Origin of the sequence: Vibrio sp. 10N.261.51.F12 (assembly GCF_041471725.1) — a bacterium.
Lineage (GTDB): Bacteria > Pseudomonadota > Gammaproteobacteria > Enterobacterales > Vibrionaceae > Vibrio.
In genome coordinates, this window is the sequence record NZ_JBFROV010000014.1 from 424,789 (window position 1) to 438,938 (window position 14,150).

The following is a 14,150-nucleotide window of genomic DNA, read 5'->3' on the forward strand; positions in this document are numbered from 1 at the left end:
ACCATTAACCATTAACCATTGTTCCACAATTCAAACGCTTGGTCGGCGCTAAATTTACCATCTAACAAAGCTCGTCCTACAATAACGCCTGCAACACCTGAGCCTTTTAGCGCAGCAATGTCCTCTAAACTACCAATGCCACCCGATGATTGAAACTGCACTTGGGGATATTGGCGACATAAATCCACATACAGCTCCACATTACTTCCTTGTAGTGTGCCATCACGAGAAATATCAGTGCATAACACGTGCTTGAGTCCGACCGTTAAATAGTCGTCGATAAGTGCCTCAATCGTGACACCAGAATCCTCTTGCCAACCCGAGATCGCAACCTTTCTGACGCCCTGATCATCAATATTAATATCAAGGGCAAGTACGATTCTTTCAGGACCATACTTTTCCATCCACCCTTTAACTAAAGCTGGCTGTTTGACGGCTGTCGAACCGACCACCACTCGTTGAGCACCCGCTTCTAGCAAATCCACGACGTCTTGTTCCGTGCGTACTCCACCGCCGATCTGTATGCTTGCTGGCGTACTCGCTAGCAATGTTGCAATCAAATCGAGTTGACGAGCGGTAGTATCTTTCGCTCCCGTGAGATCCACAAGGTGCAACCAGTTAGCGCCAGCCTGATGGTATAGGTTAAACTGCTCCGCAGGGTCCACTTTGTATTCTGTAACTTGGCCATAATCTCCTTGGTAGAGTCTTACAACCTGTCCTTCTATTAAATCAAGTGCTGGAATGATCACTTTTCAATCCCTTTTAATATCTCTATTCACGGACTCAAGACAACGCCTTGTGTCTTTATTAAATCATCTGGTTTTGAACACGGCTGCTAAACCATTTCAAGGAAGTTTTGGATCAACTTCGAACCAGCTTTTGATGAGCGTTCAGGGTGAAATTGTACCCCGTAATAGTTTTCACTTTGGATAGCGGCGCTAAACGCTGTTCCATAGTCACATTGTGCAATGGTGTAATCACCAACCTGCATACCGAAACTGTGCACAAAGTAAAAATATTCTGAATCTTCAATACCTGAAAACAGCGGATGCCCAGAATTAGCTTTAACCGTATTCCACCCCATATGAGGCAAAGGAAGCGAGCCTGTTTCAAGCTTTTTCACTTCACCATCACATAAGCCAAGACATTCGACTTGTTGATCCGCTTTCTGACCTTTTTCTTGCGATAGCTTACCGAGAAGTTGCATACCTAAACAAATTCCTAATAAAGGTTGCTCGACCTGTTTCACCAACTCAATAAGGTTTCTCTGCTCAAGGTTTTTCATCGCTTCACTGGCCGTACCAACTCCCGGCAGAAACAGCTTGTCAGCGCCAAGTACAATATCCGCATCTTTTGAAATCGTGACGGCGTAACCAAGACGTTCAATAGCAAACTTCACTGACGAAACGTTAGCGCAACCAGTATCAATAATGACGACTTTTTGTTTTGTACGTTCCATTACAACACCCCTTTACTACTCGGGAGCTCATTACCTTCGACTTTTATCGCCTGACGCAGCGTGCGACCAAAGGCTTTAAACAGGCTTTCAATGATGTGGTGATCGTTGTGGCCTGATGAAGAAAGATGCAATGTACACGCTAGCGTATCCGTTAATGAACGGAAGAAATGCACCACCATTTCTGTCGATAGGTCGCCAACCTGCTCGCGAGAAAACTCTGCTTCAAATTTAAGATAAGGTCGACCGGACAAATCTAGTCCACATTGTGCAAGACACTCATCCATTGGTAGGCTAAAGCCAAAACGACCAATACCACGTTTATCACCCAGCGCTTCTTTTAAAGCTTGTCCGAGTGCAAGTGCCGTGTCTTCAATCGTATGGTGATCATCGATGTGCAAATCACCCTTCACATCGATTTTCATTTGGAAACCGCCATGGGTCGCGATCTGATCAAGCATGTGGTCGAAAAAGCCCATCCCCGTCGAAATCTCATTGCCACCCGCCTCGTCGAGATTGACGAAAACCTTAATATCCGTTTCTTTTGTCGTTCTGATGACCTCTGCTGTTCGAGCATTTACAGTGAGATCTTTTAAAATATCACGCCAACCCATTGTCTCAGGGTGATATTGAATACCACGTATTGCCATATTCTCTGCCAGTTGTAGATCGGTCGCACGGTCACCGATGACGACTGATGTTTTAAAGTCTACTTTTCCACTTTGCAGATACTCTTTCACCATGCCTAGTTTTGGCTTACGGCACGAACAGTTATCTTCGTCAAAGTGTGGGCAGATGAGTACATCATCAAACAGCACGCCTTGAGATTCGAAAATTTCCATCATCATATCTTGGGGCGCATCAAAATCTGCTTGCGGATAGCTGTCTGTACCCAGACCATCTTGATTGGTCACCATGACCAATCGATAACCGGCATTTTGAAGTGCTAACAAGCTTGGAATCACAAAAGGTTCAAGCTTCAGTTTGTCTAGGCGATCGACTTGAAAATCAATTGGTGGTTCAACGATCAGCGTGCCATCACGGTCGATAAATAAGATTTTTTGTTGGTTGCTCACTATAAAATTCCTTGTCTGTATGCGTCGTTTAGGCAGCGCTTTGATTTATTTTATTGCGGATAAATGCGAGCGTTTTTTCGCATTCATCCCGATTACCGACACTGATGCGGACACAGTTCTCTATTGGGGAGTTACGCAAGATAATGCCGTTATCCCACGTGGCTTTAAACAGCTCATCCCCATTAGTAAATTCAACTAATAGATAGTTACCCCACCCTTCATGAACCACAACACCCGGCAACATAGTCAACCCAGCCTGTAGATAAGCACGGTTGGCATTAAGATCGAGCACTTGGTACTTCGTTCGCGCTAAACCATGCTCGGATAACGCTTGAATAGCAATATCTGCTACGGGCACGGGTACTGGATATGGCGCAATCACCTTAAGCAGAACATTAATCAGCGGCTCGTTAGCAAGGGTAAAACCGCAACGTAAGCCAGCCAAAGCAAAGGCTTTGGATAATGTTCTCAGAATCGCGAGATTGTCGTACTCCGCTAATAAATCAACCGTAGAGGCTTCAGGACAAAAGTCGATGTATGCCTCATCCATAACCACAATGGCTTTATCTTTTGTCATTTCCAGCAAAGCAATAATGTCGTCACGATTGACTAAATTACCGGTTGGGTTGTTAGGGCTGCACACAAACACGAGTTTCACTGACTCTAAACTTGCTTCTATTGCAGGAAGATCCAATTGCCAGTCAGATGTCAAAGGCACGACTTTTCTTGCTACGCCAATCGTCTCAGCGCTGATGGCATACATACCGTAGGTAGGCGGGCAAAATAAAATACTGTCTTCACCAGGCTCACAAAAAGCACGAATCAGCAGTTCAATGCCTTCATCAGCGCCTCGAGATGTCAATGTTTGACCAGGTGCTATACCTGCGTAGGCAGCGTACGCTTCTATTAGTGCTTTCGGTTGACATTCGCTATAACGATTTAAACGAGAAAAGTCTGTTTTATATTCATTATCAAATGGGGATTCATTCGCATTCAGCCAAATGTCGCCAGAACCGCCGATACGTCGAGCCGACATATAAGGAGTAAGTGCTTGCACTTGCTTACGCGCTAATTTTTCCATTATTTTTGCTCCTGCGCTAGCTTCTCAACACGGATGGTAACCGCTCGCTTGTGCGCATCTAACCCTTCAGCTTCCGCCATTGTCACCACCGTTGGCGCCAGTAACTTTAAGCCATCTTTTGATAACTCTTGTACCGTCATTCTCTTTGAAAAATCAGCAAGGCCCAAGCTAGAGTGCGTTCTTGTATAACCGTAGGTAGGCAAGACGTGATTCGTGCCTGATGCATAATCCCCCACTGACTCCGGAGACCAATCTCCTAGAAAAATGGAGCCCGCGTTATCGAGCAATGGTAAGAGTTCCCGCGGATTCTTCGTCTGGACAATTAGGTGCTCAGGGCCATAGTAATTAGAAATCGAGACACATTGTGTCAACGACTCGGCAATTATCACAAGGCTCGAACCTAATGCTTTTTGCGCAATATCCGCTCGCGTCAGCACTTGAAGCTGTTTTTTAACCGCTTCTGTTACCTGATCGGCCACCACAGCCGACGGTGTCACCAATACAACCTGAGAGTCAGGACCGTGTTCTGCTTGGCTCAATAAGTCTGCTGCTACAAAATCAGGATCTGCACTGTCGTCGGCAATCACTAGCACTTCTGATGGGCCAGCGGGCATATCGATAGCCGCCCCGCGGAAATCGTTACTCACTTGACGTTTTGCTTCTGTTACGTACGCGTTGCCCGGCCCGAATATTTTATCGACCTTAGAGACGGTCTCGGTACCGTAAGCCATCGCAGCGATGGCTTGACCCCCTCCCACGTTGTATACCTCATCGATGTTACACAACTTTGCTACATACAAGATTTCATCAGCAATCGGTGGTGGTGAACACAAGACAACCTTACGGCACCCTGCGATTTGAGAAGGGACACCAAGCATGAGTACCGTAGACGGTAGCGGAGCGCTTCCCCCCGGTATATACAAACCAACATTATTGATTGGCCTAGTCACTTGTTCACACACGACACCGGGCTGAGTCTCAACTTTTAATGGCTGAGGGCGTTGCGCTTTATGAAACTTCGAAATATTCGCATACGCTTGCTCAAGGGCTTGCTTCATCTTATCCGTCAGGCGGTTAGACGCGGCTTCAATTTCTTCATTCGTCACCCGAATTGAATCCGGGCGCACGTTATCAAACTTTTCAGTCAACGCAAACAAAGCGCTGTCTCCGCCTTGGCGCACTTGTTCAATAACAGAGGACACAGCAGCGGTAATATTCGCACCATCTGCTATCGCTGGTCGTTCCAAGATTGACTCTTGTTGGGGTTGGCTCAGTGAGCGCCAAACAACGGTTCTCATAGTCTCTACCCCATCATTTTTTCAATTGGTAGCACAAGGATGGAACTCGCACCGAGTTCTTTTAAACCTTCCATCGTTTCCCAGAAAAGATTTTCTGTGCTCACCAGGTGAACCGCTACTCGTTCTTTATCTGTTGAAAGTGGCAGTACGGTAGGATCTTCAGCTCCTGGAAGTAGTGCTTTAATCTGTTCTAACTTCGCAATCGGCGCGTGTAACATGATGTACTTAGACTCTTTGGCTTGTTGTACACCTTGCATGCGAGTCAACAATTTCTCAATCAACGCTAACTTATCGGCATCAAATTCACCCTGACGCTGGATTAATGTCGCCTTAGAGCGGAAAATTACTTCGGCTTCTTTTAAACCATTGGCTTCTAAGGTCGCACCCGTTGACACCAAATCAGCAATCGCATCGGCAAGACCAGCACGAGGCGCAACCTCAACCGATCCTGTTAGCATACAAGCACTAAAGTCGACACCTTGCTCGTCCATGTAAGATTTTAACAACTGAGGATAAGTGGTAGCAATACGCTTACCAGCAAGATCTTGAGGTCCGTTGTACGTCACATCTTTATCAATAGCGATAGACAAACGACAGCCACCAAAATCTAAACGGCGCAACGTGTGGAATTCATTTGGCTCGCCCAAAGCAATACGATCTAAACGCACTTCTTCCAGTTCATTTTCACCGATGAACCCAAGGTCAACGACACCATCCATAATCAAACCAGGGATATCGTCATCACGCACGAGTAGTAAATCAATTGGCATGTTGAGTGAGTGAACGACGAGACGCTCACCCATCACATTAAATTTCACTCCACATTTCTTTAGGAGGTCTTGGCTATCTCGGCTGAGGCGGCCTTTCTTTTGGATTGCGATTCTTAGACGTTGTGTTTGCATTGCTGTATCCCTGTGCAAAAGATTAATTTCAAAATTATAAAACGAAAAAACCCTCGAGAGTTTTGGTCTCCCGAGGGTTAATTCTTAAATCTTGCTTCGAACCTCCGAGAGTTTAGTTAGCTCTCGGATATGCGCGCATCTCCCGAAAGACTAGATTGGGTGATGATGGTGATGATGAATGTTCATATCGTTTAAGCGCATAATTATTTGGCGATTCCTTTTAAGCTGTGACTTCACACTAACTAAGCTCAGCTAAATTTTCAACCACTAATTTACAGTTTTTCAAAAATAATCTTGCTGACAGAATAAGAATTCTGCTTTTAACCCCTGCGCGTCGGATTAGTATAAAAAATTCGCACAAAAAAGGAGCCATAAAGGCTCCTAATATTCACATAACGGTGCCAATAGGCACGGCGTGATTACGCTTTGATATCTTGTGACATTCGAGCACGTGATAACGCTGACAGCACGAAGCATACCAATACAAAGGTAACACTCGCAGCTGCGAATGAGATCCAAACTGAATTGGTCATGCCAAGCGCGATAAAGCCAACACAAGATACGACGGCTACCGACAATGCATAAGGCAACTGAGTGGATACGTGATCAATATGATTACAACGTGCTCCGGTTGATGACAGAATCGTTGTGTCGGAAATTGGTGAACAGTGGTCTCCAAATACAGAGCCCGCAAGCACTGCACCTAACATCGGTAGCATCATCGTGATATCCGTCGCACCAGCCATATCACCTGCGATAGGCAGCATAATGCCAAATGTGCCCCATGACGTTCCTGTCGAGAATGCCATCAAGCCAGCCAATAAGAACAAAATGACAGGTAACCAATGAACATCGATACTGCCTTGAACCGTTGATGACAGGTAAGCACCCGTTTTCATATCACCAATGACTGAACCAATGGACCAAGCAAAGAACAAAATGAGAATCGCACCGAACATCGATTTAGCACCGATCCACATGGTTATCGCGATATCTTTAAAGGCTAATTTTTGCTTAACCACAGTAAACACGGCTGTTGCAAGACCGGCACTGCCGCCATAAATCAACGACATGCCTACATCAGTGTTTTCAAACGCACCAAGTAAGTTAAATGGTAAACCATCAGAAGCGAGTGCTTGACTGCCGGTAAATAACATTGCACCTATCATGGCAAAGATTAAAACAAGGATAGGTAGCACAAGATCCGACACCGAACCAAAATCACTCTCTTTGATGTCGAGTTCTTCATTTAATTCATGTGCTTCTTTTGTGTCATTGTCTTTGTCGTGATCAAAGCCAATGCCCTGCTTCGCTCGTAACTCATGCTTACGCATTGGGCCAACGTCCAGTTGGAACCAGGCGACGGCGAATACCATTAACAGCGCAAAGACGGCATAAAAGTTCATCGGTATTAAACGAACATAAGCACCAATTGCGGAATACTCAGTAATACCATGACTAATTAAGATACCACTGACAATCGTCATGATGTATGCACCCCAACTTGAAGCGGGCATCAATACACACATTGGTGCGGCCGTTGAATCAAGAATGTACGCCAACTTAGCACGAGACACATAAAAGCGGTCTGTCACAGGGCGGGAGATAGCTCCCACCGCTAGACTATTAAAATAGTCATCGACAAAAATAAACACACCAAGGCAAGCGGCAAGCAGTTTTGAACCGCGTTTACTTTTAACTCGAGACTGAGCCCATTCGGCAAACGCTTTAGTTCCGCCGGATAAGGTTAATAGTGCAGTCATCATGCCCAACAGCAGCAAGAAACCAACAATACTCATATTCCAGATATTCAGGCTGCCGTCTTCTATTACGACACCAGAAACAGTATCAAAGACATAGCCTGCAGCATTGGCAACAGAGTAATCATTTAGAAGGAAGGCACCTAAAACAATACCTACTCCTAATGAGAGTAAAACACGACGTGTGATGATAGCCAAACTCAAAGCTACGAGCGGCGGTAGCAATGACAATGGTGAGGAAGCAAAATCGATTAAGTTCATGATCTTCAGAAACCAGTTTTAATTATGGTCAGAGATCTACTGCAGACATGCGTGTAACACATAGATTTCAACATAATGTTGAATAAGCGAAAGAAAAGCGATTGCTTTTCCAACCCCCACAGTAGCGCTCCATAGTTTAACAAATAATAGACTATGGCAGTGTTGTTCCTTTCAGAGACAACACCAGCAAGATAGTTTGATCTTCTATTCTCACTTCGGCGACCGCGCCTTTTGTTGTCGTTCATTGGCATCACCCCAACGACAAGTACTTTTCGCAGTCGCACCTCTACATCAAAAGCAAAATCATCGACTAACTTATAAGCTCACAGTTAGAGGAATGTTCTTACTTTTGCATTAGGTGCGCGCCATTGTACTTATCGAACTGTTAATTGCAACATCAATGTTGTGAAGAGGTTGTTACGCCTTATTACCTAGGCTAATTCAGGCATCATTCGCCTAGGTTGGAGGAAAGTTTTTCGCGGAATAAAAGACCGGCAATTGAGCAAAAGATAACAACGTTAATAACGATGTTGATGCCTCTTTATATGTCGATACCACTTTAATAGTGAACTTATAGCATGACTTAATCGCGCGAGCGCAGTTAGTATTGTGCTTTGGGCTATCAATATAATAGGTATTCCATTACATTTTCGATATCTGCGATGGACATTTGCGTTTCAAATAAGTTCCGTTAGCGACTTAGATTTATAAACTAAACTTTATAACTAAAGATTTTTTGCAATTAATATGCAACAAAACCAAACATCAATAACCCATTCTAATGAATGTCATACCGTGAACATCAGTCTCTAAATAAATTCATCTGTAATCATTAGTAACACTTAAAGTAATCTTTCTTAGTTTTATCAATTTTGTGTAAAGATTATTATATTTTCACTTTTGTTACACCTAATTCATTGTCAATATGGCCGATGAAGTTTATTATTAAAGCCGAACGAAACAAAATCATGGGAATTGTCATGTCTGAATTAACAAAAACATTGCTTAATATTCGTAGCCTACGTGCATTTGCTCGTGAACTAACGGTTGAGCAATTAGAAGAAGCACTAGAAAAACTTACTATTGTTGTCACTGAAAGACGAGAGTCTGATGAAGAAGAACGAGCAGAAAGAGAAGCTCGTGAAGCTAAACTGAGCGAATACGCACAGATGATTGCTAAAGATGGTATCGATGTTGAAGACCTAATCGCTGCATTATCTGGTGAATCTAAAGCGAAAAACAAAAGCAAACGTGCACCGCGTCCTGCTAAATACAAATACCTTGATGACAACGGCGCAGAAAAAACATGGACAGGCCAAGGCCGTACTCCATCAATAATCCAAGCCGCGTTAGATGCAGGTAAATCTCTAGAAGAATTTGAGCTTTAATCACGTATTCTATTGTGTTTAAAGACATATAAAAAAAAGCGCCTTTACGGCGCTTTTTTATTATCTTTCCCAGTATGCTTCTTCTAAGCTATCTTCTCTTTCCGGCAAACCTCGTGATAAGCGTGGTGAATGCTGAACCAATACTTCATAGCTTGCTCTATTAGAGTATTTGCATACCTGAGAAAAAGAAGAGTACGTTAAAAATTGATGCTGATGCTTGCTTGAATTAGGCACGTTTTCTTTATGGTGTTTATTTGCTGCCATGTCATGCAGTAGGGCTGAAAGCGCAGCATCACCCGCACCATTGGTATTTTTAATTTTCTCTGGTCCGCCCATATAAGGTGCAATATGAGAGTAAATTTTCGTTGGAGTGATGCATTCTTGCTTGATTGCTGGGCGGCTAAATTCATAGCGATTAAACTCTGCAATACTCCCTGGCAACAGTGGCAGTGACGTTTCGCGTTTCGCACTGTCTTCAGTGTAGCCAGCCATAAATAAACCGATAGGGCCTGCAGTACACAATACCAAATCCACCCAATCAAGCGCGATGTTTGATGCGGCCAAAGGATCACTTTCCCCTGTTAATGCTTCCGCTTCATCTTCATTCATGGCAACCACTGTCACGTGTTGCTGTAAAAAGTCCTGCCAGTATTTCGGATCACCTTGAATAACAAAACGTGTACCCAGGGTTAAAACGACTGGTACATCGTATTTCTTTGCGTATTCTATTGCTTGCATGGTTGCCGCCGGCATTGGATCACCAGGTTTGCAACGAACTAAATAAGCAGTCAGTACCAATGCCGATGCTTTCTTGAATATTTTTTCTGGGATACTTTCTGGCTGTAATTGATTCATTTTACCTTCACTAATAGCAAACGTACGTTCGCCATCTTCGGTAATTAAGGTAAAACAACGCCCAATCGCACCTTCAACACCTTGTAAGTAGTTGAGATCCATTCGACTCGACGTATTACACAGGTAACGGTAGCCGTAACTGCCAATTTTAATATCTGAGCTCATAACCCCCAGTAATACCGATTTATCGTCGGCTAATACCGAGAAGTTGTGCAACGTATTCCCAATCGTTCCACCAGCAAACTCGTTAGTGATGAGTTCTTTTTCCTTTAACTCGGTATATAACGCTTCCGCTGCTTTATCATCAATGACCAGTGAATGTCCCTTACTCAAGCCATATTTTTCAATCAAACTGCTGTCCACTTTCGCTTCAATATCAACCAAGGTTTGATCAATACCAACAATATGAGTTTTCGACATTTTTTTATTGGTTTGTGTTTGGCTCACCAATGGGTCACGAGCATGAACAGGAAAGTAATGCTTAGATTTTCTTTGGCCAGGGAATTTCATAACAGTATCTACGTAAGGAAAAAGACGTCGGCAATTCTAACTCTGTATAGATCATCAGAGCAACATGCGCAATTAAAGCAAACGATACCGTATTCGATTTTTTTATTATTGCCCTTGTAATCCTCCTCAATAGGACACACATAACGTCCTTAAGAAAGTGTGATTTGGTTCGCGGAACTGTATTGCACGTTTTGTTTCTGCTAAAATCTGCGTCCAATTACTATAGGTGGTATTTAAACATGTCTGATAACAGCCAAAAGAAAGTGATCGTCGGTATGTCCGGCGGTGTGGATTCCTCCGTTTCTGCCTATCTTCTCAAACAACAGGGCTATCAAGTAGAAGGCCTGTTTATGAAGAACTGGGAAGAAGATGACAATGAGGAATATTGTACGGCTGCTGAAGATCTTGCAGACGCACAAGCTGTTTGCGACAAGCTTGGTATCCACCTACATACCATAAACTTTGCGGCTGAATATTGGGATAATGTCTTTGAGTACTTCCTAGCCGAGTACAAAGCGGGTCGAACGCCCAACCCGGACATTCTTTGTAACAAAGAAATCAAGTTCAAAGCCTTCTTAGAGTTCGCTGATGAAGTACTAGATGCTGACTTTATTGCTATGGGTCACTATGTTGACCGAACCTTCCCGGAAAACGGCGGTAAACCACAAATGTTACGCGGTTTAGACGGTAATAAAGACCAGAGTTACTTCCTTTATACGCTAAGCCATGAACAAGTTGCTCGAAGCTTATTTCCTGTTGGTGAACTGGAAAAGCCTGAGGTTCGACGCATCGCTGAAGAACAAGACCTCATTACTGCCAAGAAAAAAGACTCAACGGGTATCTGTTTTATAGGCGAGCGCAAATTTACCGATTTCTTGTCTCGCTATTTGCCCGCTCAACCGGGTAAAATTGAAACACCTGAAGGCGATGTCATCGGTGAACATCAAGGGCTTATGTACCATACTCTTGGACAACGTAAAGGTCTTCACATCGGTGGTCAAAAAGGCGGCGGTGGTAACGAAGACCCATGGTATGTCGCAGAAAAAGACCTCAAGCGTAATGTATTGATCGCCGTACAAGGCGCAGACCATCCACTTCTTAAGTCGAATGGTTTACGTGCATCTCAATTGCATTGGGTTGATCGTGAAGTGGTGAAGGCACCATTCACATGCACGGTAAAAACACGTTATCGTCAGCAAGATATACCATGTACAATCATACCGATTGACGACAGCAATATAAAAGTGATCTTTGACGAACCACAAGTTGCTGTTACACCTGGACAATCGGCTGTCTTTTATCAAGACAACGTCTGCCTTGGTGGCGGTATCATTGAAGAGCGCATTTAATTTTTTAGGAGAACTACGTGGCTAATACACTTTATGACCGTACTGTTGCATTTGCTGGACTTTGCCAAGCAGTTGCACTCGTGCAAAACATGGCAAAAGACGGTTACTGTGATTCAGACGCGTTCGAAACTTCACTTAAAGCCATCACAAACACCAGTCCAGCCAACACCATTGGTGTATTTGGTAGCGAAGCCGATCTTAAGGTTGGACTCGAATGCCTAGTAAATGGCATCGATAGCACTCCAGCTGGAAGTGAAATCACGCGATACATTATCAGTTTAATGGCACTTGAGCGTAAACTTAGCAGCCGAAATGATGCGATGTCTCAGCTTGGTGACCGTATTCAAATGGTTGAGCGTCAACTCGAACATTATGAACTGCTCGACGAACAAATGATCAGTAATCTCGCCAGCGTTTACCTTGATGTCGTCAGTCCAATTGGCCCTAGAATTCAAGTCACAGGTACCCCTTCTGTGCTGCAACAAACCGGCACACAACATAAGGTTCGCGCCTTACTTCTATCGGGGATTCGCAGCGCAGTACTTTGGCGTCAAGTAGGCGGTAAGCGCCGTCATCTTGTCTTTGGCCGTAAGAAGATGATTGAACAAGCCAAGATCCTATTGGCAAGAATGTAACCCAATAGCTCGCGATAATACGCGAGCTATTTTTTAAGCAAAATAACTTTCGCGCAAACGTTTGCGCAATATTCGTGACAATTGCTTCGATTATTGGTATAAAGCTCACGAAATTTAGACACTCAATTCAGGAGAACACCATGGAACTGTCAGCACTGACGGCTGTTTCACCAGTAGACGGCCGTTACGGAAGTAAAACAGCGGCATTACGTAGCATCTTTAGTGAGTTTGGTTTACTAAAGTACCGCTCTATCGTTGAAATTCGTTGGTTACAAAAGCTTGCAGCAACGGATGCCATTACAGAAGTTCCAGCATTCAGTGCAGAAGCAAATCAGTTTTTAAATGAATTGGCGGCAAACTTCAGTGAAGCCGATGCACAACGTATTAAAGATATCGAGCGCACGACGAACCACGATGTTAAAGCGGTTGAGTATTTCCTGAAAGAAAAAGTAGCGGACATTCCAGAGCTTCACGCGGTCAACGAGTTTATCCACTTCGCTTGTACTTCTGAAGACATCAACAATACCTCTCACGCGCTAATGCTAAAAGAAGCGCGCGAGACGGTTATTCTTCCTGAACTTCGTAATATCATCGATGCTATCAGCAACCTAGCTGTCGAGTATCGCGATATTCCATTACTTTCTCGTACACACGGTCAACCTGCTTCCCCATCAACGATGGGTAAAGAAATGGCAAACGTGGCGTATCGTATGGAACGTCAATACAAGCAAATCGAAGCGGTTGAAATTCTTGGTAAAGTCAACGGCGCTGTGGGTAACTACAACGCTCACCTTTCTGCTTACCCTGACATCGATTGGCATCAGTTTAGTGAAGAATTTATCACTGAATCACTTGGCGTAACGTGGAACCCGTTCACGACTCAAATTGAACCACACGATTACATTGCAGAATTATTCGATGCGATTGCTCGTTTCAACACTATTCTTATCGACTTCGATCGTGACGTTTGGGGCTACATCGCACTCGGTCACTTCAAGCAAAGAACCATTGCTGGTGAAATCGGTTCCTCGACAATGCCACACAAAGTAAACCCAATTGACTTCGAAAACTCAGAAGGCAACCTTGGTCTTGCTAACGCGGTATTCTCGCACCTTGCACAAAAACTGCCTGTTTCTCGCTGGCAACGTGACCTAACGGACTCAACGGTTCTTCGTAACCTTGGCGTTGGTTGTGGCTACGCCATCATCGCTTACACGTCGACGCTAAAAGGCATCAGCAAGCTAGAAGTCAACCGTGAGGCACTATTGGCAGAGTTAGACAAGAACTGGGAAGTATTGGCGGAACCTGTTCAAACGGTCATGCGTCGTTACGGTATCGAAAAGCCGTACGAAAAGCTAAAAGAACTGACTCGCGGTAAGCGTATCGATGGTGACGCTATGCGTGCCTTCATCGATGGTCTAGAGCTACCAGAAGACGAGAAAGCTCGCCTTAAGCTAATGACACCAGCGAACTATATTGGTCAAGCTATTGAGCTCACAGACAAGCTGTAAGCTTTTCGTCTGATTGATTAATTTGGGCAAACGGCTCAGGTTCTCGACACGTAATAAGAAAGGGCTGC

12 protein-coding genes, 1 riboswitch and 1 other annotated feature are annotated in these 14,150 nt (G+C 44.2%); of the genes, 4 read left to right on the forward strand and 8 right to left on the reverse strand.

Features of this window, described 5'->3' with window-relative positions:
* Window positions 1–11: 11 nt before the first annotated feature.
* The 7 genes from hisA to AB4405_RS09225 all read right to left on the reverse strand — a co-directional run bounded on the left by hisA (window position 12) and on the right by AB4405_RS09225 (window position 7,834).
* Window positions 12–749, reverse strand: a complete 738-nt coding sequence (gene hisA / locus AB4405_RS09195) for a 1-(5-phosphoribosyl)-5-[(5-phosphoribosylamino)methylideneamino]imidazole-4-carboxamide isomerase (protein ID WP_372060524.1) — start codon at window positions 747–749, stop codon at window positions 12–14.
* A gap of 86 nt (window positions 750–835) precedes the next feature.
* A complete protein-coding gene (gene hisH, locus AB4405_RS09200) occupies window positions 836–1,459 on the reverse strand; it encodes an imidazole glycerol phosphate synthase subunit HisH (RefSeq protein WP_372060525.1) in 624 nt (207 codons plus the stop codon).
* Window positions 1,459–2,532, reverse strand: coding sequence for a bifunctional histidinol-phosphatase/imidazoleglycerol-phosphate dehydratase HisB (gene hisB, locus AB4405_RS09205; protein WP_372060526.1), 1,074 nt, complete (start codon window positions 2,530–2,532; stop codon window positions 1,459–1,461). Before hisB ends, hisH begins: the two co-directional genes overlap by 1 nt.
* A 28-nt stretch (window positions 2,533–2,560) precedes the next feature.
* Window positions 2,561–3,613: a histidinol-phosphate transaminase gene (gene hisC, locus AB4405_RS09210; protein WP_372060527.1), complete on the reverse strand. Its 1,053-nt coding sequence runs from the start codon at window positions 3,611–3,613 to the stop codon at window positions 2,561–2,563.
* Entirely contained in the window at window positions 3,613–4,911 is a 1,299-nt protein-coding gene (gene hisD, locus AB4405_RS09215; protein ID WP_372060528.1) for a histidinol dehydrogenase, read from the reverse strand. The genes hisC and hisD overlap by 1 nt, the downstream gene beginning before the upstream one ends.
* 5 nt (window positions 4,912–4,916) lie before the next feature.
* On the reverse strand, window positions 4,917–5,813 hold the full coding sequence (gene hisG / locus AB4405_RS09220) for an ATP phosphoribosyltransferase (protein WP_102471628.1): 897 nt from the start codon (window positions 5,811–5,813) through the stop codon (window positions 4,917–4,919).
* Window positions 5,814–5,854: 41 nt separating this feature from the next.
* Window positions 5,855–5,988, reverse strand: a sequence feature (His leader region).
* Window positions 5,989–6,232: 244 nt separating this feature from the next.
* On the reverse strand, window positions 6,233–7,834 hold the full coding sequence (locus AB4405_RS09225) for a Na+/H+ antiporter NhaC family protein (RefSeq protein WP_372060529.1): 1,602 nt from the start codon (window positions 7,832–7,834) through the stop codon (window positions 6,233–6,235).
* A 114-nt stretch (window positions 7,835–7,948) separates the two neighbouring features.
* Window positions 7,949–8,131, reverse strand: a riboswitch (Lysine riboswitch).
* A 683-nt stretch (window positions 8,132–8,814) separates the two neighbouring features.
* Here AB4405_RS09225 and AB4405_RS09230 point away from each other — a divergent pair.
* Window positions 8,815–9,222 (forward strand): H-NS family nucleoid-associated regulatory protein, encoded by a 408-nt coding sequence (locus AB4405_RS09230; protein ID WP_102471911.1) that lies wholly within the window; start codon window positions 8,815–8,817, stop codon window positions 9,220–9,222.
* A 60-nt stretch (window positions 9,223–9,282) separates the two neighbouring features.
* On the opposite strand, the gene AB4405_RS09235 is transcribed toward AB4405_RS09230, so the two are convergent.
* Complete coding sequence (locus AB4405_RS09235; protein WP_372060530.1) at window positions 9,283–10,587, reverse strand: inosine/guanosine kinase; 1,305 nt, start codon at window positions 10,585–10,587, stop codon at window positions 9,283–9,285.
* 239 nt (window positions 10,588–10,826) lie between these two features.
* Between AB4405_RS09235 and mnmA the strand changes: the two genes are divergently transcribed.
* The 3 genes from mnmA to purB all read left to right on the forward strand — a co-directional run bounded on the left by mnmA (window position 10,827) and on the right by purB (window position 14,082).
* Window positions 10,827–11,936, forward strand: a complete 1,110-nt coding sequence (gene mnmA / locus AB4405_RS09240; protein WP_102471631.1) for a tRNA 2-thiouridine(34) synthase MnmA — start codon at window positions 10,827–10,829, stop codon at window positions 11,934–11,936.
* 17 nt (window positions 11,937–11,953) lie between these two features.
* Complete coding sequence (gene hflD / locus AB4405_RS09245; RefSeq protein WP_102471632.1) at window positions 11,954–12,571, forward strand: high frequency lysogenization protein HflD; 618 nt, start codon at window positions 11,954–11,956, stop codon at window positions 12,569–12,571.
* A 140-nt stretch (window positions 12,572–12,711) separates the two neighbouring features.
* On the forward strand, window positions 12,712–14,082 hold the full coding sequence (gene purB / locus AB4405_RS09250; RefSeq protein WP_102471633.1) for an adenylosuccinate lyase: 1,371 nt from the start codon (window positions 12,712–12,714) through the stop codon (window positions 14,080–14,082).
* Window positions 14,083–14,150 lie beyond the last annotated feature (68 nt).

Excerpts from the sequence above, each read along its gene's own strand:
- hisH (WP_372060525.1), bottom strand. The coding sequence starts at position 1,459 with ATGGAACGTACAAAACAAAAAGTCGTCATTATTGATACTGGTTGCGCT.
- hisG (WP_102471628.1), bottom strand. The coding sequence starts at position 5,813 with ATGCAAACACAACGTCTAAGAATCGCAATCCAAAAGAAAGGCCGCCTC.
- purB (WP_102471633.1), top strand. The coding sequence starts at position 12,712 with ATGGAACTGTCAGCACTGACGGCTGTTTCACCAGTAGACGGCCGTTAC.
- mnmA (WP_102471631.1), top strand. The coding sequence starts at position 10,827 with ATGTCTGATAACAGCCAAAAGAAAGTGATCGTCGGTATGTCCGGCGGT.
- AB4405_RS09230 (WP_102471911.1), top strand. The coding sequence starts at position 8,815 with ATGTCTGAATTAACAAAAACATTGCTTAATATTCGTAGCCTACGTGCA.
- AB4405_RS09225 (WP_372060529.1), bottom strand. The coding sequence starts at position 7,834 with ATGAACTTAATCGATTTTGCTTCCTCACCATTGTCATTGCTACCGCCG.
- hisC (WP_372060527.1), bottom strand. The coding sequence starts at position 3,613 with ATGGAAAAATTAGCGCGTAAGCAAGTGCAAGCACTTACTCCTTATATG.
- hisD (WP_372060528.1), bottom strand. The coding sequence starts at position 4,911 with ATGAGAACCGTTGTTTGGCGCTCACTGAGCCAACCCCAACAAGAGTCA.
- AB4405_RS09235 (WP_372060530.1), bottom strand. The coding sequence starts at position 10,587 with ATGAAATTCCCTGGCCAAAGAAAATCTAAGCATTACTTTCCTGTTCAT.